Annotated in this window: 24 protein-coding genes, 1 tRNA gene and 1 riboswitch; of the genes, 11 read left to right on the plus strand and 14 right to left on the minus strand. The window is 67.8% G+C overall.

Features of this window, described 5'->3' with window-relative positions:
- Window positions 1-35: 35 nt before the first annotated feature.
- Window positions 36-152, plus strand: a riboswitch (SAM riboswitch).
- 88 nt (window positions 153-240) lie between these two features.
- Complete coding sequence (locus IW252_RS06185) at window positions 241-696, plus strand: hypothetical protein (protein WP_196835762.1); 456 nt, start codon at window positions 241-243, stop codon at window positions 694-696.
- Between the two features lie 7 nt (window positions 697-703).
- On the opposite strand, the gene IW252_RS06190 is transcribed toward IW252_RS06185, so the two are convergent.
- Both IW252_RS06190 and IW252_RS06195 read right to left on the minus strand, forming a co-directional pair.
- Entirely contained in the window at window positions 704-1,024 is a 321-nt protein-coding gene (locus IW252_RS06190; RefSeq protein WP_196837143.1) for a DMT family transporter, read from the minus strand.
- A gap of 11 nt (window positions 1,025-1,035) precedes the next feature.
- Entirely contained in the window at window positions 1,036-1,410 is a 375-nt protein-coding gene (locus IW252_RS06195) for a DMT family transporter (RefSeq protein ID WP_331271462.1), read from the minus strand.
- A gap of 168 nt (window positions 1,411-1,578) precedes the next feature.
- On the opposite strand from IW252_RS06195, the gene IW252_RS06200 reads away from it, so the two are divergent.
- The 5 genes from IW252_RS06200 (at window position 1,579) to IW252_RS06220 (ending at window position 6,166) form a co-directional block, all read left to right on the plus strand.
- Entirely contained in the window at window positions 1,579-2,991 is a 1,413-nt protein-coding gene (locus IW252_RS06200) for a dihydrolipoyl dehydrogenase family protein (protein ID WP_196835763.1), read from the plus strand.
- Between the two features lie 64 nt (window positions 2,992-3,055).
- The gene (locus IW252_RS06205; protein WP_196835764.1) at window positions 3,056-3,895 is read left to right on the plus strand and encodes an ABC transporter ATP-binding protein; all 840 of its coding nucleotides are present in this window, start codon (window positions 3,056-3,058) and stop codon (window positions 3,893-3,895) included.
- The gene (locus tag IW252_RS06210) at window positions 3,892-4,548 is read left to right on the plus strand and encodes an ABC transporter permease (protein ID WP_196835765.1); all 657 of its coding nucleotides are present in this window, start codon (window positions 3,892-3,894) and stop codon (window positions 4,546-4,548) included. The genes IW252_RS06205 and IW252_RS06210 overlap by 4 nt, the downstream gene beginning before the upstream one ends.
- Window positions 4,545-5,219 (plus strand): ABC transporter permease, encoded by a 675-nt coding sequence (locus tag IW252_RS06215; RefSeq protein WP_196835766.1) that lies wholly within the window; start codon window positions 4,545-4,547, stop codon window positions 5,217-5,219. The genes IW252_RS06210 and IW252_RS06215 overlap by 4 nt, the downstream gene beginning before the upstream one ends.
- A 38-nt stretch (window positions 5,220-5,257) precedes the next feature.
- Entirely contained in the window at window positions 5,258-6,166 is a 909-nt protein-coding gene (locus IW252_RS06220) for an ABC transporter substrate-binding protein (RefSeq protein ID WP_196835767.1), read from the plus strand.
- Window positions 6,167-6,419: 253 nt separating this feature from the next.
- Here IW252_RS06220 and IW252_RS06225 read toward each other — a convergent pair.
- Window positions 6,420-6,492, minus strand: a tRNA-Ala gene (locus IW252_RS06225).
- 48 nt (window positions 6,493-6,540) lie between these two features.
- Window positions 6,541-6,768 carry a helix-turn-helix domain-containing protein gene (locus IW252_RS06230; RefSeq protein WP_231365932.1) on the minus strand — a complete coding sequence of 76 codons (228 nt, stop codon included), beginning with the start codon at window positions 6,766-6,768 and terminating at the stop codon, window positions 6,541-6,543.
- 139 nt (window positions 6,769-6,907) lie between these two features.
- Between IW252_RS06230 and IW252_RS06235 the strand changes: the two genes are divergently transcribed.
- The gene (locus IW252_RS06235) at window positions 6,908-7,381 is read left to right on the plus strand and encodes an Lrp/AsnC family transcriptional regulator (RefSeq protein ID WP_196835768.1); all 474 of its coding nucleotides are present in this window, start codon (window positions 6,908-6,910) and stop codon (window positions 7,379-7,381) included.
- A gap of 12 nt (window positions 7,382-7,393) precedes the next feature.
- Here IW252_RS06235 and IW252_RS06240 read toward each other — a convergent pair whose 3' ends face one another.
- From IW252_RS06240 to IW252_RS06250, 3 genes are all read right to left on the minus strand, one after another.
- Window positions 7,394-7,894, minus strand: a complete 501-nt coding sequence (locus IW252_RS06240; RefSeq protein WP_196835769.1) for a DUF456 domain-containing protein — start codon at window positions 7,892-7,894, stop codon at window positions 7,394-7,396.
- A 141-nt stretch (window positions 7,895-8,035) separates the two neighbouring features.
- Entirely contained in the window at window positions 8,036-9,373 is a 1,338-nt protein-coding gene (locus IW252_RS06245) for an ABC transporter substrate-binding protein (RefSeq protein WP_196835770.1), read from the minus strand.
- A gap of 101 nt (window positions 9,374-9,474) precedes the next feature.
- Window positions 9,475-10,536 (minus strand): LacI family DNA-binding transcriptional regulator, encoded by a 1,062-nt coding sequence (locus tag IW252_RS06250; RefSeq protein ID WP_196835771.1) that lies wholly within the window; start codon window positions 10,534-10,536, stop codon window positions 9,475-9,477.
- Between the two features lie 284 nt (window positions 10,537-10,820).
- On the opposite strand from IW252_RS06250, the gene IW252_RS06255 reads away from it, so the two are divergent.
- From IW252_RS06255 to IW252_RS06265, 3 genes are read left to right on the plus strand one after another with little or no spacing between them, the layout of a single operon-like run.
- Window positions 10,821-11,594 (plus strand): cupin domain-containing protein, encoded by a 774-nt coding sequence (locus IW252_RS06255; protein ID WP_196835772.1) that lies wholly within the window; start codon window positions 10,821-10,823, stop codon window positions 11,592-11,594.
- Between the two features lie 55 nt (window positions 11,595-11,649).
- Window positions 11,650-12,828: a Gfo/Idh/MocA family protein gene (locus IW252_RS06260; RefSeq protein WP_196835773.1), complete on the plus strand. Its 1,179-nt coding sequence runs from the start codon at window positions 11,650-11,652 to the stop codon at window positions 12,826-12,828.
- Window positions 12,825-13,925, plus strand: coding sequence for a Gfo/Idh/MocA family protein (locus IW252_RS06265; protein WP_196835774.1), 1,101 nt, complete (start codon window positions 12,825-12,827; stop codon window positions 13,923-13,925). Before IW252_RS06260 ends, IW252_RS06265 begins: the two co-directional genes overlap by 4 nt.
- A gap of 84 nt (window positions 13,926-14,009) precedes the next feature.
- On the opposite strand, the gene IW252_RS06270 is transcribed toward IW252_RS06265, so the two are convergent.
- The 4 genes from IW252_RS06270 to IW252_RS06280 form a co-directional block, all read right to left on the minus strand.
- Complete coding sequence (locus IW252_RS06270) at window positions 14,010-14,300, minus strand: DUF1540 domain-containing protein (protein ID WP_196835775.1); 291 nt, start codon at window positions 14,298-14,300, stop codon at window positions 14,010-14,012.
- A 301-nt stretch (window positions 14,301-14,601) separates the two neighbouring features.
- Window positions 14,602-14,826, minus strand: coding sequence for a hypothetical protein (locus tag IW252_RS13515; protein WP_231365933.1), 225 nt, complete (start codon window positions 14,824-14,826; stop codon window positions 14,602-14,604).
- 4 nt (window positions 14,827-14,830) lie between these two features.
- Window positions 14,831-15,571 (minus strand): hypothetical protein, encoded by a 741-nt coding sequence (locus IW252_RS06275; RefSeq protein ID WP_196835776.1) that lies wholly within the window; start codon window positions 15,569-15,571, stop codon window positions 14,831-14,833.
- A gap of 252 nt (window positions 15,572-15,823) precedes the next feature.
- Window positions 15,824-16,312 (minus strand): Lrp/AsnC family transcriptional regulator, encoded by a 489-nt coding sequence (locus IW252_RS06280; protein WP_331271463.1) that lies wholly within the window; start codon window positions 16,310-16,312, stop codon window positions 15,824-15,826.
- Between the two features lie 133 nt (window positions 16,313-16,445).
- Here IW252_RS06280 and ald point away from each other — a divergent pair, with 133 nt between their 5' ends.
- Window positions 16,446-17,561 carry an alanine dehydrogenase gene (gene ald / locus IW252_RS06285; RefSeq protein WP_196835777.1) on the plus strand — a complete coding sequence of 372 codons (1,116 nt, stop codon included), beginning with the start codon at window positions 16,446-16,448 and terminating at the stop codon, window positions 17,559-17,561.
- Between the two features lie 265 nt (window positions 17,562-17,826).
- Here ald and IW252_RS06290 read toward each other — a convergent pair whose 3' ends face one another.
- From IW252_RS06290 to IW252_RS06300, 3 genes are all read right to left on the minus strand, one after another.
- Window positions 17,827-19,176 (minus strand): MFS transporter, encoded by a 1,350-nt coding sequence (locus tag IW252_RS06290; protein ID WP_196835778.1) that lies wholly within the window; start codon window positions 19,174-19,176, stop codon window positions 17,827-17,829.
- Between the two features lie 26 nt (window positions 19,177-19,202).
- Window positions 19,203-20,036: an SGNH/GDSL hydrolase family protein gene (locus tag IW252_RS06295; RefSeq protein ID WP_196835779.1), complete on the minus strand. Its 834-nt coding sequence runs from the start codon at window positions 20,034-20,036 to the stop codon at window positions 19,203-19,205.
- A gap of 101 nt (window positions 20,037-20,137) precedes the next feature.
- Window positions 20,138-22,057: a BCCT family transporter gene (locus tag IW252_RS06300; protein ID WP_196835780.1), complete on the minus strand. Its 1,920-nt coding sequence runs from the start codon at window positions 22,055-22,057 to the stop codon at window positions 20,138-20,140.
- Window positions 22,058-22,094 lie beyond the last annotated feature (37 nt).

Genomic DNA, 22,094 nt, shown 5'->3' on the forward strand with positions numbered 1-22,094 from the left:
CTGGCGCGCCGGGGGCAGTGCTAATCTGGGGGCAGGTTCACGAGTCACAGCTGTCGGTACCTGGCCGGCTGTGCGGCAACCCTCTCCATCGAGTGGGGTGCCCCAGGGGAAGAACCGGCCCGCGCGGAACGTCCCGCGGGCAAGTCGATGTTCGTCCAGAAAAACGCGCTCCTGCGCGCCACGCGCCCCAGAGGCGCTGCGCCCGGGGGGCCGGTTCTGGGCTGCGGAAAGGAACACCCCATGACCGTCCTCTTGGCCGACGCCGATCCACGCCTCGCGCTCGCTGCGCGCCCCGAGTGGGGAGAGATCGCGGAGTCCGAGCGCCCCTTATGGGTGCGCTACTTCAGCGCGCATCCACCGTCGCCGCAGAACTGCGGCGCCGCGACGCCCACCGCACGGGGCGTGGACCCGACGAGCGGGCGTGCTGTGCCCTCCAGCTGGGCGCGCAACGCTCGGCAGCTCAGCGCGGCAGGTTTCACGCCGCTGCAGTTCTATGTGCTGGCCCAGGTCATCGCGGAGGCGTTCGAACACGGTCAGCTCGCCCCAGGCCGGCACCGTCACTTGTTTGAACGCTGGCCCGCGGCCAATCACGGGCCGCTCGCTTTCCGGCTCTGCGCCGAGGAGTGGACGCCGTGGCTGGCTCAGGTGCGTGCCGGCTCCTCGCCCCACGCCGCGCTCGCGACCGTCTTGGCGTGAGCCGGGTCTAGTGGGCGGCGCCCTGTTCGATGAGCAGGACGCCGCCGCAGATCATCACGATCCCGAGCAACATCATGGGAGAGAGCGGCTCCTTGAAGATCAAGCGGCCGAGCACGGCGGTCAGCGCCACCCCGGATGCGGCCCACACGCCATAGGCGATCCCGAGCGGCATGCCCTCGGCGAGCGCCACACTCAGCAAGGTGAAGGCGGTGACGTAGCAGGCACCGACCGAGGCGTACCACCACCGGCTACCGCCCGTGGCCGCGCGCAGGGACAGGGTGCCACCGATCTCCGCGAGCACGGCGATCGCCAGCACCGCCCAGGCCATCAGGCTGATCGTCATCGGGTGCTCGCCCCCTGATCGTCGTACGGCAGCACGCCGGCGTTCGGGAGGGAGCGCTGGTGGCCGATTTCCACGAGGAGCACCCCGCCGATGACCAGGGCGAAGCCGCACGCCATGAGCGGGGTGATGGGCTCGCCGTAGATCAGCCAAGAAGCGACAGCGGTCAGGACCACCCCGGCCGCACTCCAGATCCCGTAGGCCACGCCGAGCGGCATGCCGGCGCGCAGAACCCGGCCCAGCAGGCCAAACGCGGCCGCATAGCCGGCCGCCACCACCGCGTAGAAGAGCGGCTGGTCGAGCGCCGCCTTCAGGCAGAGCGTGGCGGTGACCTCGGCCGCCACCGCGGTGGCGAGCAGCACCCATTTCAGCACCGCACCAGTCTAATCGCCCGCGCCCAGCGCGCGAGGGCGATGGGGCAGGGACGAGGGCGAGGTCATCATCCCGTTGCCCCGGCGGCCGGCTGCGCTAGTCTGGGCCCACGCCCCGCTCCACCGACTCAGCCACCGGCCCTCAGCAGGATGAACGCGAAAGGAGGCGGCATGACCCCCACCTCGCAGCACGAACCTGACTTCGACCTGATCGTGATCGGCGGCGGCGCCGTCGGTGAGAACATCGCCGATTACGCCACCCGAGGAGGCGCCCGCGTGGCGCTCGTCGAATCCGATCTGGTGGGCGGGGAGTGTTCCTACTGGGCCTGCATGCCCTCTAAGGCCCTGCTCCGCTCCGGCCATGCCGTGCGCGCGGCCTGGCGGGTCGGTGGTGCCCGCGCGGCCATCACCGGGGAGCTCGATGCCGACGCCGTGCTGAGCCGGCGCACCTCCTTCACCAGCGGGTGGGACGACTCCGGGCAGGCGGACTGGGTGGACTCGGCAGGCATCACGCTACTGCGGGGGCACGCCCGGCTCTCCGGGCGGGGCCGGGTGCAGGTGGGCACGGACACCCTGACGGCGCACGCCGTGGCGCTGGCCACCGGCTCCGTTCCCGTCCTGCCGCCCATCGCCGGGCTGGCTGAGGCGGCCCCGTGGGGTACCCGGGAGGCGACGTCGGCGGACACGGTGCCGCCGCGCCTGATCGTGATCGGCGGCGGCGTGGCCGGCTGTGAACTGGCCTTCGCGTGGGCCTCCCTCGGCTCTCACGTCACGCTGCTGGCCCGCGGTGGCCTGGTGGAGCGGGAGGAATCGTTCGCGGGCGAGCGCGTGGCCGCCGGGCTGACCGGCGAGGGAGTGGACGTGCGCACGGGAACGACGACGTCGCGGGTCGACCGCGCCGCGGACGGCACGGTGACGGCCCGGCTGGACAGCGGCGAGGAGATCACCGCGGACGAGGTGCTCGTGGCCACCGGGCGGCGCCCCGCGCTCGATGACGTCGGGTTGGAGACGGCCGGTGTCGGCGAGGACTTCACGGTGGAGGACTCCATGCTCGTGACCGGCACCGACTGGCTGTACGCCGTCGGGGACGTCAATGGCCGGGCCCCGCTGACCCACCAGGGCAAGTATCAGGCCCGCGCCGCGGGGGCGGCGATCGCCGCGCGGTTGCGGGGCGCGCCGGCAGCCGACGAGCCGTGGGGCGCGCACGTGGCCACCGCGGACCACACGGCGGTGCCGCGGGTGATTTTTACGGATCCGGAGGTCGCCGCCGTCGGACTGACCGCAGCCGAGGCGCGCGAGCGCGGACTGCGCGTCCGCGCCGTCGACGTCGACCTCGGGCAGGTCGCGGGCGCCAGCCTGCACGCGGATGATTACACGGGCCAGGCCCGGTTGGTGGTGGACGAGGACCGGCGCGTGGTGGTCGGTGCGACGTTCGTGGGTCAGGACGTCGCCGAGCTGGTCCACGCGGCCACGATCGCCATCGTCGGCGAGGTGGGCCTCGACCGGCTGTGGCACGCGGTTCCGGCCTACCCGACGATGAGCGAAATCTGGCTGCGGCTCCTCGAAACCTACGCGCACCCGTAGACTGCCCATAACCGCACGTCAAAGGCCCGACTCAACCTACCGCCACCACTCAAGGGAGCGATCCGTGATCGAGTTCCGTGACATTGCCAAGCAGTACCCGGACGGGACGACGGCCGTGGAGCGCTTCAGCCTCACCCTGCCCGCCCGGAAGACCACGGTCTTTGTGGGCTCCTCCGGCTCCGGGAAGACCACGTTGCTGCGGATGATCAACCGCATGGTGGACCCCACGGACGGGGTGGTGGAGATCGACGGCGAGGACGTTCAGGGCCGGGACCCCGTGGCCCTGCGCCGCGGCATTGGGTACATCATGCAGAGCGGCGGGCTGCTCCCCCACGTCAGCGTGGCCGGGAACATCGCCACCGTCTTACACCTGACCGGCACCTCCAAGAAGGCCGCGCGGGCGCGGGCGGAAGAACTGCTCGACGTCGTCGGGCTGGACCGTGCGCTAGCGGACCGGTACCCCAGCCAGCTCTCCGGAGGCCAGCAGCAGCGCGTGGGCGTGGCCCGCGGGTTGGCCGCGGATCCGAACATCTTGTTGATGGATGAGCCGTTCGGCGCCGTGGACCCGATTGTGCGCGCGGAGCTGCAGCAAGAAATCATCCGGCTGCAGCGCGAATTCCACAAGACCATCGTGTTTGTTACCCACGACATCGATGAGGCGTTCCTGCTCGGCGACCAGGTGGTGATCCTCGAAAAGCACGCCCGCGTCGCCCAAGTCGGCAGCCCCAGCGAGATCATCGAAAACCCGGCCTCTGACTTCGTCGCCCGGTTCATCGGCGCCGAGCGGGGCCGCCGCGCGCTACACCTGAAGGACACCCCGCACGGCACCGTGGTGGTCGACGGCCAGGGGCGCACGCAGGGCCGCCTGCACGAGCCGCAGGAACAGGGGGCATCCTCGGCATGAGCTGGACCCTGAATAATCTGCCGCTGATCGGTGAGCTGGCCCTCGTGCACGTGCGGCACAGCGTGGTGCCCCTGCTGTTGGCGTTCGTGTTGTCCCTGCCGCTGGGCTGGCTGGCCTGGCGGTTCACGGCGGTGCGGGGGCTGATCGTCTCCGGCACCGGCCTGCTCTACACGATCCCCTCGCTCGCGCTGCTGTTCGTGCTGCCCACGCTGTTGGGCATCAGCGCGCTCAGCGAAGTGAACCTGATCATCGCGCTGACGCTCTACGGGTTGGCGCTGCTGGTGCGCGCGGTGGTGGACGGGCTGGATTCGGTGGACGCGGAGACCCGCCTGGCCGCCAACGCCATGGGCTACGGTCCGCTGCGCCGGCTGATCGCCGTGGACTTCCCGCTGGCCGGGCCGGTGATCCTCGCGGGTGTGCGGGTCGCCTCGGTGAGCACCATTGCCCTGGCCACGGTGGGCATCCTCGTCGGCGTCTCTAACCTCGGGTACCTCTTCACCAATGGGTTCCAGCGCCGGATCGTGGAGGAGATTCTGGCCGGCCTCGGCGCCGTGGCGCTCATCGCCGTCGTCGTGGACCTCCTCCTCGTGACGGCCGGGCGGTTGCTGCTGCCGTGGACCCGCCTGACGGCCGCCAAGGGGGCGTCCGCATGAACCTCATCCTCGATGCGGTGCAGTGGATCCTCGCCGGCGCCCCGGGCGCCGCGTTTGGCACCATCACCGACGCCGTGCTCCAACACCTCCTGTACACGGTGGTGGCGCTGGTCGTGGCCGCGCTGGTGGCCGTGCCGCTGGGCTGGTGGATCGGGCACACCGGGCGCGGGCGGGACGTCGCCGTCGCCATCTCCGGGGCGGCGCGCGCGGTCCCCTCCTTCGGTTTGCTGTTGCTGCTGGTCCTGGTGATGGGCGTGACGCAGCGGCCGGAGGCGGCCACCATCACCTTCGTGGTGCTGGCCATCCCGTCGATTTTGGCGGGCGCCTACTCCGGGTTCGAGTCGATTGACCGCACCGTGCTCGACGCCGGCCGCGCCTCCGGCATGACCGGGTGGCAGTTGCTGTGGCAGATCGAGGTGCCCCTGGGCCTGCCCCTGCTCGTGGCGGGCCTGCGCGCGGCCACGCTGCAGGTGGTCGCCACCGTCACCATTGCCGCCTACGTCAACTTGGGCGGGCTGGGGCAATACATCATCACCGGGCTGCCGCTGCGGCGCTTCGACATGGTGCTCGGCGGGGCCATCTTGGTGGCCGTATTTGCCCTAGTGCTCGACGCCGTCTTTGCCCTGCTCCAGCGCGCCTCCGTCCCGCGTGGCGTGCGCGTGAGCACCTAAAACTTCCCTTGATTCGCACCTGACAGAAAGGCAACATCATGCCACGCACCACTCACCGCACCTTGGCCGCCCTCGGCCTCATCGGTTCCCTGGCTCTGGCCGGCTGCTCCTCCAGCAACCCGCTCGAGGAGGAATCGGGCTCCGCGCCGGCCGCCGAATCCGGCGCCATTGTGGTCGGCTCGCAGGACTACTACTCGAACGAGGTCATCGCGGAGATCTACGCCCAGGCGCTAGAGGCCGCGGACTTCGAGGTGGAGCGCAACTTCACCATCGGCCAGCGGGACGCCTACCTGCCGTCCGTGGAGAGCGGGGAAATCAACCTGTTCCCGGAGTACTCCGGCAACCTCCTGCAGCACTATGAGCCGGACACGGAGGCCCGCAGCCCGGAGGACGTCTACGCCGCCCTCGGCGAGGCCCTGCCGGAATCGCTGGCCGTCCTTGAGCAGTCGACGGCGTCCGATCAGGATTCCTACACGGTCACCGCGGCGTTTGCCGAGGAGAACAACCTGACCTCCATCGCGGACCTGTCCACCGTGGACGGGGAGCTGACGCTCGGCGGCCCACCGGAGCTGGCCGAGCGCCCGTACGGCCCGCAGGGGCTGGCGGACACGTACGGCATCGAGGTGGGCTTCGAAGCGACGGGCCCCACCACGGTGGAGGACTTGCTCGCCGGCACCATCAATGTGGCCAACGTGTACACCGCGGACCCGCGGATCTCCACCGAGGACCTGATGGTCTTGGAGGATCCGGAATCGCTGTTCCTCGCCTCCAACGTGGTGCCGCTGGTCTCGGCCGACGTGGCCGAGGAGATCGCGGACGTCATCGACCCGGTCAGCGCCGCGCTCACGCCGGAGGACCTGGTGGAACTGAACGTGCAGTCCTCCGTGGAGCAGCGCTCTAGCGAGGAGATCGCCACCGAATGGCTCACCGAGCAGGGACTGAACTAACCCCGCCCGGCCCATGCGTCAGGGGCTGCGTCCTCGCTTCGGCCAGGACGCAGCCCCTTGCGCGGTCTTTGGCGCGTTCTGCGGTGTGCCGCGCTCCCCTGCGCGGCGATGCCAGCCGCTGGCCGCGGCGCAAGCCGGGAGCCGGTCCCACCGGGACCTCCTCTGAACTACGAAACCCCCGGGCCGATGGCCCGGGGGTTTCGTGACGGATGTCGCGACTCATCTGGGATCTATGTCCCGACTCATCACATTGTGGAGCTTAGGGGAATCGAACCCCTGACCTTTTCATTGCGAACGAAACGCTCTACCAACTGAGCTAAAGCCCCGCTGCAGGATAGAGTAGCGCCGCCGCGCCGCCTGCCCCAAATCGTGCGTTAGGCGTCCAGTTCGACGTCGTTCTCTTCCCGGTACTTGGCCGCGGCCGCCTGCGCGGCCTCCCGCTGGCGTTGGATGTACTGCTCAAAGTCCTCCCGCTCAACGCGCCACATGCCGCGGCCACCCACCTGGATCGCCGGCAGCTCCCCCGTTTTCACCAGATTCCGCACCAGCGAGACGGTGACGCCCAGCTCCTCCGCCACGTCATCAAGCCGCATAAATCTCATACAAGAAAATCTACCGCTCCCAAACAGCATCATCCACCTCTGCCGGCCGGGTGTGGACAACAAGTGCGGACGCAACACATTCGGCGGATCACCCCCGCTGGCTCTAGCGTGGAGTCGATACCCACGCGTAAGGATCACCATGACCTCTGCGAGCCATCAGCTCGATTCGACGGACCGCCGCATCATCGCCGCCTTGGACGATGATCCGCGCGTGCCCATCATGATGCTCGCCCAACAATTGGGCCTGGCCCGCGGCACGGTGCAGTCCCGCCTCGAAAAACTCACCGCCGCCGGCGTCCTGCGCGCCAACAGCACCCGCGTGCGGCCGGACGCGCTCGGCTACCCCGTGCACGCTTCCGTGGACGCGCAGGTGGAGCAATCCCGCCTCCTGGAGGCCGTGTCCGCGCTGGAGGAGATCGACGAGGTCCTCGAATGCCTGGCTCCGGCCGGCGATACGGACCTGCGCCTCCGCGTCGCCGCGAAGGACACGGACGACCTGTACCGGGTGAGCGAAAAGATCCGCCTGTGCCCCGGCATCACCCGCACCTCCACCACGCTCTTCCTGCGCCAGCTCATCCCCTACCGCACCACCGGGCTGCTCGACGCCGACTAACGACACCGCCGCTCAGGCGGTGCTGAAGTGCCAGATCACGCCGATCACCCACAGGGACGTGGCGAAGGCCGCACAGCCGAACTCGATCAGAATGCCGATCCCGGCCGCCTTCAGGGCGGAACCGGACGCGGCGAAGGCCTGCCGTAGGTCCCGCCGCCGCGCGTACTCGGAGCCGAGCAATCCGACGCCGAACCCAATGAACAGACCCACCACGGGGATCACGAACATGCCGATCACCGCGGCGACGATGGCGGTCAGGATGGAGCCGCGGGGAATCCTCTGCTGCTTGAGGTTCCGCCCAGTCAGGACGGCGGAGGCGGACCAGCCGACGGCCACGATCAGCATCGCGATCACCCCCATGGTCCACGAGGCCGGCGAGCCCAGAATCCACGCCCAAGCGAGCAGGGTGCCCAGGGCCAGCCAGCTGCCCGGCAGGATGGGGTACACCGTTCCCAAGCAGGCCACCAGCAAGGCGAGGCCGGCCACCACGGTGGCGATGATCGTTGCGTCCATGCCAGCAGTCTGACACGGACCGCGCTGCCGGACGCGCCGAGCCCCGGGACCGTCCGTGTGGACCGACCCGGGGCTCAGTGCGCGTGGAAAGTTCAACTCGCTCCCGGTCGGGCGGCGCGGTCCGGACCGGGTGAAGGGGGTTTACTGAATGGCGGCCTCCATTTCTGCGTGCATCTGCTCCGCGGCTTGGGCCGGGCTCAGCCGGCCGAACAGGACTTCCTGGTCATAGCGCAGGTGGATGTTCTGGAAGTCGGAGGAGCCCTCCGGCGGGATCGGGACCGTGTCCCCCAGCTCGTCCTCGATGTCGAAGATGTAGTCGGCCACCTGCTTTTCCGTGTCCGTCAGTTGCTCGCGAATGTGCTCCACGGAGGCCTGATTGGCCAGCATGCCGCGTTCCGTGCCCGCGATCTCCGCGGCCTCCGGCGAGTTGATGAGGAAGTCGATGAACTGCTTGGCTTCCTCCGGGTGATCCGTGCCGGAGTAGGCGGAGAAGAACATGGACGTCTTGTACCAAAGCTCGGCGTCATCCGAGTTGCCCGTCATGCTCGGCATGCGCAGCAGCTCAAAGTCATCCCCGGACGCGGCCTGCACGGCGGAGAGCTGGGTGCTCCACCAGGTGGCCATGCCGGTCTGATTGCGGGCGGTCAACGTCTGGTCCAGCGCGGGCAGCTGGTCCTCCGCCACCACGGAGGCCTGCGGCAGCGCACCGTCGTCGAGCAGTGACTTGTAGTAGTCGTAGTACTCCTCGGCGTCCGCCGGCTCCCAACCCAGCTGCCCCTCCTCCGTGACAAACTGCTTGCCCTTCTGGCGCAGCCACAGCTCAAAGGTCATGGTGGCCTGCAGGTTGGTCAGGCCGTACGCGTCCGAGGCCTCGTCCAGCTCAATCGCCTTGTCCTTGAAGTCCTCCCACGTCCACGTGGTGTCATCCGGCAGCTCCACGCCGGCCTCATCAAAGATGGTCTTGTTGGCGTACACCGAGTAGGCGGTCACGCCGTGCGGGATGCCCCAGATGCCCTCATCGGTGGCGCCGGCGTCCTGCAGGTTTTCCGGGATCTCGGACATATCGACGTCGGACAAGTCCAGCAGCACGCCGTTCTCCGCGTACTCGCGGATGTACATGAGGTCCATCTGCATGATGTCCGGGGTGTCCCCCGCCGCCGTCTGCGTGGCCAGTTTGTCCCAGTAGCCGGACCAGTCGCCGTACTCCGGCTCAATGTTGATGTTCGGGTTGGCCTCTTCGAAGACGTCGATCATCTCCTGCGTCTTCTGGTGACGGGCATCCGAGCCCCACCACACAAACCGGAGCGTGACGTCGCCATCGCCGCCACCGCTGGATTCGGCCTCACTACTGCCGCCACACGCGGTCAGGGCCAAGGCAGCGACCGAGAGGACGGCGGCACCGCGGAGGGCCGAACGCCGGGGCGTGCTGGTGTTGGACGCGCCGCGGCGGCGCGATCCTGGGAACAAACGAAAGGTCATGACGGCTCCACTTCTCAAGCTGCGCCGGAACGGCACAGGCGATTCATTAGCCGCCACGAAAGAGGGCGCACGCTCAGCCTAGGGGTGAGCTAAATCACAAGTCAAGAGTTTTCGGAATGCGCTTTCTCAGACGCGGGTCCGGCGCTCTCCCGCCAGATCAGCCGGTTAATGGGAGCCTCCGCGAACTCGGGCTCCTCGCCGCGCACCAGCGCGATCAGCCGGCGCATGGCCGCCCGGCCCTGTGCCCGCCGGTCCACCGCCACCGTGGAGAGGCTCGGGCTCATATACCGGCCCATCTCCCGGTCATCCCATCCGACGATGCTGACGTCCTCCGGCACCCGCGCCCCGCGCTCGGCGAGCGCGCGCAGGGCCCCGGAGGCCACGACGTCGTTGGCCGCGATGATCGCGGTGAAGTCCAGCCGCTCGCGGGAGGCGACGCCGTCGTACCCCGACGCCGCGCCCCAGTCCCCGGGGACGACGCCGGCGCTCGCCAGCCCCGGGAAGTCCGCCGCGCGCTCGGCGAGGGTGGCCTCAAACATGTCCTGGCGCGCCCGCGCCGAGGAGAAGTCTGACGGGCCGGCCAGATGCAGGAAGCGGCGGTGCCCCAGTTGCGCCAAGTGCACGATCGCCTCCGCCACGGGCGTGGCATCCGCGAGCTGACCGACGCCGCGCAGCTGATCGTCGAAGTGCCCGAACGTGACGAAGGCACCGCGCCCGAGGCCGGTGGGCTCGCCGCCGTCGGGCAGGTCACCCAGGAAGAGGACGCCTTCGCTGCGTCCCGAGGCCAGCAACTCCACGGCGCGCTCGGCACGCACCTGGGACGTGCCGGCCACCACGGCGACTTCCATGTAATACCCGGCGGCATGCGCCTCCTCGGCCGCGGCCGCCAGCGTCGGCGTGGGAAAGGCCGTGACGGACCCCGGCAGGATGGCCGTCAGCACGCCCGAACGGCCGGTGCGCAGCGTGCGGGCCGCGAGGTCGGGGCGGTAGTCCAGCGCCTTGACCGCCTCCTGCAGGCGCTCCACCGTGGCCGGCTTCATGCCCGGGTCCCCGCGGAGGAATCGGGAGACCGTTTGGTGGGAGACGCCCGCGCGCTCGGCGACTTGGCGCACCGTGGGGCGGCGCCCCGCTGGCCGTGGCGCCTGGGGGTGGTGACTGGGCATTCGTGACTCCTCGCTGCGTTGAAAGCGACCCTAGCTGACGCCGCCGACGCGCGGCGAGCGACTTTGGATCAACCTGTTGACACGGGTCAAGGCCAGCGCCTACTGTGCATTACATCACGTTTAGTGATCGATCACATTCCATCGCCGCGAAAGAGGGCGCACCACTTTCACGCAAAAAGTGATCGATCACAAACCGTGATCTCTAAACCCCGCACATCGACCCCGCCGCCCGGACGCATCCCCCGCGATCTCACCCGGCCGGCGGACCAGCAGGAGCTGCCTTCATGGATTCCCCCGCGCACCCGCCACCGCCGAACCGTTCCCTGCCCGCCTTCCCCGGAGGCACCTCCCTCTCCCACCTCTCCGTCTACGACTGGGACGCCGCGGACGGCTGCGCCGGCGGCACACCGCACCTGCACACCGTCTCCACCGAGGCCTACGTGGTCACCGGCGGTTCCGGCGAGGTGCACACCATCAGCGCCGAGGGCCCGCGGCAGGACCCACTCGAGGCCGGCACCCTGCTTTGGTTCACGCCCGGCACGGTGCACCGCCTGGTCAATCACGGGGACCTGCAGTTGAACGTCATCATGAGCAACGCCGGCCTGCCGGAGGCGGGCGACGCCGTCATGCTGTTCCCGGACGAAATCCTCGCCGATCCGGAGGCCTACCGCCGCGCGGCCACCCTCCCCGGCGAGGAAACCGCCCGCGCCGAGGCCGCACGCCGCCGTCGTGACCTAGCCATCGTGGGCTACGGCGAGCTGCTCGCCGCCGTCGAGGCCCACGGGCCGTCCGCGCTGGAGCGCGTCTACGCCCGCGCCGTCGACTTGGTCCGGCCCAAGACCAGCGACTGGGAGCGCATCTTCGCCGCCAACGTCGAAGAATCCGTCGCCCGCACCCGCACCCAGCTCGACGCCCTCGCCCGCGGCAACGGCTCCCACCTGGGGCAGGCCACCGTCATCCGCGGGAACCCCCGGCCCGGCCCCAAGCTGTGGGGCATGTGCGGCCGCCTCCAGACCTGGACCGGGGATCAGGTCCCCGACGGCGACCCCACGCCCTGACCACCGGCCCACACGGCCGCCCACACACCATCACGCACCAGCACAGGAGGATCGCGTGCTTAAAGTTGCCATCATCGGATCCGGAAGCATTTCCGCCCTACACCTCGAGGCCTACACCCGTTTTGCCGAGCGCTGCGAGGTGGTGGCGTTCGTGGACATCTCCGCCCACCACGCCGAGGCCCGGCGGGACGAGTTCGGCCTCACCGAGGCCCGCATCTACCCCACCGTGGAGGAGATGCTGGCCGCCGAAACCATTGACCTGGTCAGCATCTGCACCCCGCCCTCCACGCACGAGGCGCTGTCCGTGACCTGCCTCAACGCGGGCGTGAACGTCTTGTGCGAGAAGCCGATGGCGCCGTCCCTCGCCGCGTGCGATGCGATTCTGCGGGCCGAACAGGCCAGCGGCGCCATCTTCGCGTCCGTGGCGCAGAACCGTTACCGAGACGACGTCGCGCAGCTGCGCGCCACCGTCGAATCCGGGCTGCTCGGGGACGTCTCCCGCGTGGTGGTGGACTCCTCGTGGTGGCGCGGGCTGCCCTACTACGACTTGTGGTGGCGCGGCACGTGGGAGAAGGAGGGCGGCGGCTGCACGCTCAACCACGCGGTGCACCACATTGACCTGCTGCTGTGGATGCTCGGCCGCCCCGAGGCCGTCACCGCCGTGCTGGCCAACGTGGCGCACGAGAACGCGGAGGTCGAGGACCTCTCCGTGGCGGTGCTGCAGTACCAGCGCGCCCTCGCGACCGTCACGAGCTCCGTCGTGGACCACGGCGAGCCGGCCGGCATCACCGTCCAGGGGCGCCACGCCAGCGCGTCCTTGGCCGGGGAGGTCGTGGCGGACCTGTCCCTGCCCAACGGCTTCCGTGTTCCCGAGGGGGACCCGGAGCGCGTGGAGCAAATCCGTGCGTTCACCGCGGACCTGCCGCCGCTGAAGTACACGGGCCACACGGGCCAAATCGACGACTTCCTCACCGCGCTAGAAACCGGCACCCGCCCCGCGATTGACGGCCATGATGGCCGCCTGACGATCGAGGTCATCACGGCCATTTACGAGGCCGGCATCGAGCGCCGCGCCGTCGACCTCCCGCTGGCCGCCGAGAACCCGTTCACTCAGGACGGGACGCTGCTGGAGCGCGCCCCGCGCTTCTACGCCAAGAGCGCCTCCGTGCAGGATTTCGCCGAGGCCCCCGCCACGCAGACCGCGGACGCGGAGAAGGCAGGTGCTGCGCGATGAACCACACACACGTCGATTTCACACCGGCGCCCCGGCCGGAACCCGTGGTCGCTGACGGCGAGTTCGTGATCGCCGCCGTGGGCCTGAACCACCCTCACATCTACGGGATGTGTGAAGAGCTCATCAACGCGGGCGCCACCCTGAAGTGGGTGTACGACGCCGACGCGGCCCTGGTGGACGCCTTCACCCGAAAGTTCCCGCAGGTCAGCGTGGCGTCCTCCGAGGAGCAGATCCTCGAGGACCCGGCCGTGCATCTGGTGGCCAGCGCGGCCATCACCTCGGATCGCTGCGCGATCGGCATCCGCGCCATGGAAGCGGGCAAGGACTACTTTGCGGACAAGGCGCCCCTGACCACACTGGACCAGCTCGCCGAGGCGCGCGACGCCGTCGTACGGACCGGCCGCAAGTACGCGGTGTACTACTCGGAACGCGTGCACGTGGAGACGGCCGTGTTCGCCGAGCAGCTCATTGAGCAGGGTGCGATCGGCCGCGTGGTGCAGGTGGTGGGCTTCGGCCCGCACCGCCTCAACGCAGCCAACCGGCCGGACTGGTTCTGGACCAAGGAACAGTACGGCGGCATCCTGACGGACATCGGTAGCCACAACGTGGACCAGATCCTGCACTACACCGGCGCCACGGACGCCACCGTGACCAGCAGCGCCATCGCCAACTACGCCAATCCGGAGCACCCGGGGCTGGACGACTTCGGCGAGGCCAGCTTCGTGACCAACACCGGCGCGTCCGGCTACGTGCGCTGCGACTGGTTCACCCCGGATGGCCTGCAGACGTGGGGCGACGGGCGGACGTTCATCCTCGGCACCGAGGGGTTCATTGAGCAGCGCAAGTACATGAACCTGGGGGCCGACGACGGCGGGGGCCACCTGTTATTGGCCAACAAGGGCGGGGAGCGGCACTTTCAGGTCACCGGGCAGGTGGGTTACCCCTACTTCGGCCGGCTGATCCTCGATTGCCTCAACCGGACGGAGCACGCCATGACGCAGGAGCATGCGTTCAAGGCGATCGAGTTGGCCATCATCGCGCAGAACCAGGCCACCGAGCTGACCGGGCGGGCGCAGTTGCAGGCCGCCGTTTCCTAGCAGCATGACTCATCCGCCGCGGGCGGCACCGGCAGACGGGTGCCGCCCGCGGCGCCTCGAGGCCCGCCCGGACGGCGTCGCTCGTTAAGCGTGCTCGTAGGTCAGGCAGTCGGCGTTATCCGCTCCCGGCCCCACGCGCACGGCCTCCGCCGTGCAGAGCAAGTCATTGTTGTGGGTACATTCGGAGCGCTGGCAGGCGCCGATTGAGGCCACCATCTTGGGCAGGCCGCCGTGCTCGCCGATGTCGACGAACGTGGCGCATTCGGCATGATCGGCACCGCCACCAATCGTGATGCCCGCGGCGTGACAGTTGGAGTGGTCGTTATAGGAGCAAGAGGTCACCGAGCAGTCGGCAACCGGGGCCGTGACAGTCATGGAACTACCCCCGTAGCACCGGGCCTCAGCGGGCCGATCCCGCACTCAAAAGCCCGGTATCTCTCCACCGTACGCCCGGGTTGCCGAATCTTTTAGTGCTGATTTCTGCACGTAATTGGACCGGCGCAGCGGCGAGGCGGCCCGGCGGCCGGGCTGCAGCGGACCGGCCGCCGGGTCCGGCCCACGGACTTCCGAACTAAAGAGGAGCACCGCATAACTCGCTCCGGGTCAGTTCCGAACGAAGATTAGTGCCGTAGCGCCCGCATCACTCCGATGCGGGCACCCCACTTCTGGAGTGCGACTACTTTGGGCCCTTGGCCTGCCGGAGCTTCTTAGCTTTCGCCGAGCTATCCGCGATCGCTCCCCAAGAGCATCCCACCACAGCCAACGCCGCGACGATGTTCCACCAAATCTCCTGGTGAGGTGCCGCAGTCAAAAACAGCACCACCGCTAGAACCACCAGGAGAATCAATGTGACTGGCACTCCTCCACGACGTTCAGGCTTCATACGTATCTCCTCATCCATCACTTTAGTCAAAACACGCATTTTTAACGGCGTCAATTCCTATAATTTCTGCCGCCGTTCCGCCAACGGCGTTGCGAACCGCAGCCCATTTACCCGCAGTATTGGTTGAGGAATTCCACGCGCGAACCATTATTTGCATTGTTCGCCTAATACTCCCGAATCGCTGGATGACCTTATATAGCTTGGCGGCCACAAAGGCATTTCCGGCAACTTCAGCCGTCACTGTCGCAACACACACCGTCCACCCCCAAGCACTACTGGGGTCTGCAACGATCGGAAAGGCCGAATTTTCCGCGAATTTTACATGCTGAATCAGCTTGTCGCCGACAACCTCGAACCATGTTTCGACCTCGTCGCCGTGAGCGTCAAACGCCCAAGGAGCGAAATAGCGCCCAACTTCTCTGTCCGCTGCATCCACTATGATGACCGATCCATCAGAGTCAAGCGAAGCAGAAGCACCATCTGGTAACTCGAGATCGAACTCGTAGCTACGGGCTGCACTGGCGCTGGGGATTTCAATCAAAGTCTGATTACCGGCAGCCGTAGCATAAGAACTAATAATCGACTCACCGTACTCAGTACTAACTAGGGGATCATCGCTCGACTCAAGCACCTCAAGCGGAACTGTGCTTTTATTGACCGATTCGCTCGTTCGCTCCCCCGGGAGACTCATGGAGGCTACGAACGTATCAGCGACGAGGGTTTCAACTTCGTTGACGTTGGAATGTGAAACCCTGCTCGCCACGTGCGCGCTCTGAGAATGCGCAGGCGGGCCAACTTCCTGCGTCTCCGAAGGCGGACTCGCCACTGAAGGCCCAGCGACCCCCATGATGAGGCCCAAAGAAACTAGGCCCGCCAGTGTCGCTCGAATTCCCACCCTACTTTTCACAATGCCCCTCAACTCTTCCACGTGCGGCACTGCATGAAGTGTCGACTATTTCATTGGGCGTCAGATGGTTGCAAATTTTAGAGTAAAAATTGACGCATCAATCAATACTTACACCCAGGGGCCGCCCGGGAGGTGGTCAAAGACCAGCGAGGTCTGCGTGGATGCCACGGCAGGATTGGCGGAGAGGTGGTCAAGGACGAACTGCCGGACGTCGTGGGAATCGCGGACCGCCAGGTGGATCACGAAGTCATCCGTACCGCCGAGGAAGAACAACTGCGTGACACCGCGCAGCCCACGAATCTCCGAACTAAAGGTGGACATCGTGTGCCGCGCTCCAGGCCGAATCCGGACGAAGATCAGGGCCTGCAGCGCCCGGCCGATACGCTCCGGATTGACATCCACCGTGTAGCGCCGGATGACGCCCGTCTCCCGCAACCGGTTCACGCGCGCGAGGCACGTCGAGGGCGCGATGGCCAGCTCGGCCGCCATCGAATTATTGGTGCGGCGCGCGTTTTCCGCCAGCATTCGCAGCAGCTTCTTGTCGATCTCATCGAGCTCCACCGGCTCGCTTCGAACATCATTCGCCGTCGACCCCACTACACCCTCCAGAACTGTGATTTTCGGCCACTTTCCCGAATCATAGCGAATTCTGTTCGATCAACTCTTGTTCTCACCGAATTGATCCCTAATCTGGTGGCAAGAAGTCATCAGAACGAGCAGGAGGCCTACCGTGATCATCGGAGTCCCCAAGGAAATCAAGAACAACGAGTTCCGCGTCGCCATGACCCCGGCCGGCGTCTCAGAGTTCATCGCCGCTGGCCACGACGTCGTTGTCGAAACCACGGCCGGCGTCGGCTCAGGCAACGCCGACGCCGACTACGTGGCTGCCGGCGCCCGCATTGGCGCGGACGCCGACGCCGTGTGGGCCGAGGCGGACATGATCATGAAGGTCAAGGAGCCCATCGCCGCGGAATACCACCGCATGCGCGAGGGCCAGCTCCTGTTCACGTACCTGCACCTCGCCGCATCCCGCGAGTGCACGGACGCGATCGTCAACGCCGGCACCACCGCCATCGCCTACGAGACGGTGACGGCCGGCCGCACCCTGCCCCTGCTGGCTCCGATGTCCGAGGTCGCTGGCCGCCTGGCCGCACAGATCGGCTCCGTCCAGCTGCAGCAGCCCAACGGCGGCTCCGGCGTGCTCATGGGCGGCGTCCCGGGCACCCGCCCCGCCAAGGTTGTGGTCATCGGTGGCGGCGTCGCCGGTACCCACGCCGCCCGCATCGCCTCCGGCATGGGCGCAGATGTCACCATCATCGACATCAACCTGCCCCGCCTGAAGGAGATCGATGAGGCGTTCGGCGGCCGCATCAAGACCTTGGCCTCCAACAAGCTGACCATCGCCGAGCAGGTCGCGGACGCGGATCTGGTCATTGGCTCGGTGCTCATCCCGGGCGCCGCGGCTCCGAAGCTGGTCACCAAGGACATGGTGGCCAACATGCGCCCAGGCTCCGTGTTGGTGGACATCGCCATTGATCAGGGCGGCTGCTTCGAGGGATCTGTCCCGACCACGCACGCTGATCCAACCTTCACCGTCCACGACGCCGTGTACTACTGCGTGGCGAACATGCCGGGCGCCGTCCCGCAGACCTCCACCGCCGCGCTGACCAACGCCACCCTGCCGTACGCCTTGCGCATCGCGAACAAGGGCTGGAAGCAGGCGCTGCGCGACGACGCTGGCCTCGCGAACGGCCTCAACGTCCACGCTGGTCAGGTCACCTTCGGATCGGTGGCGGAGGAGTTCAACCTGCCGTACCTGCCCACGGCCGAGGCCTTGGCCAACTAGTTCAACCACGCACCCGCCGAAGCGGGCCCGGCATTCTCCTTGCGGGCCGGCTTCGGCCGCGGTTGTCGGCGCCGGTGGGGTGCCCGCGCGAAGTGAAGCACGCGCAGGCACCCCACCGGCGTTTTTGTGTGCCGCGGGGCCACTCTGGATGCAGATGGCCCCGTTCTAGCCCCACAGCGGCCCGCCGAACCGCGCAATTGCAGGACCACAGCGGGCGAGAACGGGGCGAAATGATGTGTGCGATGACTCGGACGACGCCCCGACGCTACGGGACCGACTTGATCCGGTAGACCAGCGCCGCCGCCATGAGGCCGATCACCGCGGCGAGGACGAACAGCGCCGGGTACCCGCCCAGCTGAGTCACCGCGATGAATGCGAGCGAGGGCGCCACGATCTGCGGCAGCGTCGCCGCAATGTTGACGACGCCGAGGTCCTTGCCGCGCGCGGCCGCGGACGGCAACACCTGCGTGATGAGCGCAAAGTCCACCGCTAGGTAGGCGCCGAATCCGATCCCCAGCAGCGCGGCTCCGAGCAGCGCCCCGGCCCACGTCGGGAAGAACGCGAGCACCAGCGCGGCCAGCGCAATCACCGCGGAGGACCCGGCCACGAAGACCTTCCGCCGCCCGCCCGCGGCGTCACTGATCCGCCCCGCCACCACGGCAGCGATGAGCACCATGACCGAATACAGGCCGGTCAACACCAGCACTCCCCCGGCCGGGTTGGGGTGCCGGATCTCGTCCTGCAGGAAGAACAGCAGGTACACGATCGTCAATTGGTTGCCCACGAACATGAGGAACCGCGTGAACCACGCCCACGCGAAGTCCGGATGCCGGCGCGGGCTCACCCAAAATCCGCGCAGAAACTCACCCACCCGGAACGGCTCCAAGGCCCCGCGCGGAAGCACCCTGTCCTGCGAACGTAGCAGGTATGGGATCACGCACACGACGAACAGGCCCGCGCACAGCGCGTACCCGAGCCCCAGGTTCGCGCCGACCACGAACCCGATCGCGGCACCGCACAAAATCCCCGCGGTTTGCCCCATGGCACCCAGGCCACCGACGGACGCGCGCTGGCCCACAGGCGTCACGTCCGGAACGGCGGCCGCGATGGTCGAATAGGCCCCGTTCACCCCGGCTTGCACAAGGCACCAGCCCAGTGCCAGGGCGAGGATGGCGGCGGTTCCGCCCAGCACTCCCTCGGCCACGCCGAGGGAGACGGCCGCCAGCCCACCGAGGGAAACAGCCGCGACGACGGCGCCCCAGGCGACCCACGGCACGCGCCGGCCAAACCTCGAGGTCGTGCGGTCACTCAGCGCTCCCGTCAGCGGATTGGCCACCAGGGCGACCGCCGCACCGCACGCCGTGATGAAGGAGAGGATGCCTTCCTTGGCCCCCGGGTCCACGGCTTCCGCCTGCAGTCCGAGCAGCACGTTGATCGGCGCGTAGAGCACCGCATTGATCCCGAGGTTCACAAGGACGACGCCGGCAATCCACCGGGCGCGCACCGGCACCGTTGGCTCGGCGAGCGCGGCGGAGCCTGCTGCCCGCGGCGAGGCGTCCGGTGCGGCGCCACGGGGCGGATCGGTGGGGGCGGGGGTATGCGGCGGCGTGCTCATGTCACCTTAAGCGTAGGCCGCTCCGCTCACGCCGCGGGCATCGCCGAGTTGGCCCGCTCCTGTTTGCGCCGCTTGCGGTAGAGCTTCTTCATGCCGTCCGCCGGGTAAATGGGTTCGGGCCACCGGGGTTCCAACGCGTCACCGAGGGTAATCCCGCGCAGGCGCCGCCCGAACATCGGCAACACCCACTGGCGCATCCACTCGGCCTCGCGGCCCACCAACTGGACCGGTCCGAGGCGCTCGCGCGGGCCGAACGGTTCGAACTCCAGCTGGTGCCGCACCCCGAGCAGGTTGAGGATTTGGATGGCCATGAAGCGGTGGCCGGCCCGGTTCATGTGCAGCTTGTCGGTATCCCACATCCGCCGGTCGTAGTAGGCCTCCCAGGTCCAGTAGTCCACCAGGCTGATGCTGTCCGGGTGCTGGCGCGCGAGGGCGCGGACGTGCTCATTGAAGACCCAGTTGCGGCGTTTGAATGGCTCCAAGAGCGGATGCAGGGGCACGTCAAAGCCCGTGAACAGGAGGATGCGAGCGCCGGATTCGGCGAGCCGCTCCACGGCACGCGTGTAGTCCTGCAGTAGCCGGCCCATGTCCTTGCGGAGCTCGAGGAGGTCGTTGCCGCCGGCGTAGAAACTCACCACGGTGGGCTCCATGGCCAGCGCGGGCTCAATCTGCTCGTGCATGATGGACCCCAGTCGGCGGCTGCGGATCGCGAGGTTCGCATACCGCCAGCCCGGGTCCGCCTTAGACAGTTGTTTGGCGACGCGGTCCGCCCACCCCCGCACGCCATTCGGCAGACGCGGGTCCCAGTCCCCCACGCCCTCCGTGAACGAATCCCCGATCGCGACGAACAGTCCTGACATGCTCGCCACCCTGCCAAGACCAAGCGACGGGTGGGAGACCTGCGGCCTACCAGCGCGTGAACATCGCGCGGGTAGGCCGCAGTTGTTAGTGCACGACGGCGTCAGCTCCGGCCCGGTTCGGCCTCCTCGTCCGTCGCCTCCGTGGGCGGGTCTCCGCCCTGATTGATGTATTCCTGCGAGGACTCGAACTCCGGCGTATCGAAGGTCTCTCCGGCCAGCGGGTCCTTCGACTCGCCGACGATGTGGATGGCCCCCGTCGCCGGGTCCACGCTGGTGACCTCCGGGTCCACGTACCGGTAGCTGATGACCTGCGTTGACGGCCCGTCGTTCGGCCCCGCGCCTTGATCTTCGGTCAGGCCAGACAGGGACGTGGTGGTGCCACCAAACCCGCGGAAGAAGCGCCGCCCGAGGGCCGGGGCCACCTCCGCCGCGTCCGTGCCAGGCGGCGTGGTGACCTCGATGAAGTTCGGCATCGAGGCGACGTCGTGCCGGAACGCCCGCGTCAAGGAGATGCAGGCGAGCACCAGCACGATCGAGAAGGGGGCCGCCGTGGATATGGACAACGTCTGCAGCGCGGTCAGCGCCACGCTGCCCCCGACGACCAGCAGGATGGCGGCCGCGGCGCCCTCCAACACCGCCCAGTAGATGCGCGTGCCGGTGGAGGTGTGCGTGCTGCCGCCGCTGGCCAGCATGTCGATCACCAGGGACCCCGAGTCCGAGGAGGTGACGAAGAAGAACACCACCACCACCATGGCGATCACGCTCAGGAGCGTGGTGAGCGGGAAGGATTCGAAGAATTGGAATAGCGCGGTGGTGCTGCTGACCGCGCCGTCGGTCACCATGTTGGCGGTGCCTTCCCGTTGGAACAGGATGGCGGTGTCGCCAAAGATCGTGAACCAGACCAAGCTGACCAGGGTCGGGGCCAGCAGCACGCCGACGATGAACTCGCGGATGGTGCGGCCGCGGGAAATGCGGGCAATAAACATGCCAACGAAGGGTGCCCAGCTAATCCACCAGCCCCAGTAGAAGATGGTCCACGCTGCCTCCCACCCGTCGGTGGAGAACGGGCCAGAGTGGAACATGGTTTCCGGCAGGATGGTCAGGTAGTTGCCTAGATTCTCCGGGAAGGCCTTGAGCAGAAACAGGGTGGGCCCCAGCAGGAAGATCACCAGTGCCAGCAGCGCGGCGACGGACATGTTGAAGTTGGACAACCACTTCAGGCCCTTGTGCACGCCGGAGACCACGGAGAAAGTGGCCACCAGCGTGATGGCGGCGACAATCGTGATGATCAGCCAATTGGACGTCTCGGCCCAGCCGAGGAATTCGAGGCCGCCGAGGATTTGGCTGACGCCAAACCCGAACGACGTCGCCACGCCGAACAGGGTGCCTACGATCGCCACCGTGTCGATCGCGTGCCCCATCCACCCCTCGACGCGCTGACGCCCGAGCAACGGCTCGAGGAGCCACCGGACGGCCAGCGGTCGGCCGCGGCGGAAGGTCATGTAGGCCAGTCCCAAGCCAACGATGGAGTAGATGGCCCACGGATGCAGGCCCCAGTGCAGCATGACCACGCCCATGGACCCGTTGATGGCCGCGTCAGATTCTGACTCGATGCCGTACGGGGGCGTGATGTAGTGGCTGAGCGGCTCAGCGACGCTGAAGAAGACGAGGCCGATGCCCATGCCAGCGCTAAAGAGCATCATGAACCATGACGCCATGCCGAACTCGGGCTGCTCGTCATCCCGCCCGAGGCGGATGCGGCCGATTTTGGAGACGGCGAAGTAGATGGCGAAAGCCAAGAAGATGTTGACGGCGATGACGTACCACCAGCCGACGCCGTCGGAAATCGCTGTGTTGAGCTGGCTGGTGGCCTCCTCCAGCGCGTCGCCAGCGGCCTGGCTGAAGATCACCGTTCCGCCGAGCAGGGCGAAGATCACGATCGAGGCCGGCCAAAAGACCGGCTTGAGAATTTTGGCCCGGGGCGCGGCGTGGGACGTGGCCCCGGAAGGTGCGGATGACATGTCAAAACCTCCTCAGTCCGGGCAGGACGTCGGCGGC

Source organism: Zhihengliuella flava, from assembly GCF_015751895.1.
GTDB lineage: Bacteria > Actinomycetota > Actinomycetes > Actinomycetales > Micrococcaceae > Zhihengliuella > Zhihengliuella flava.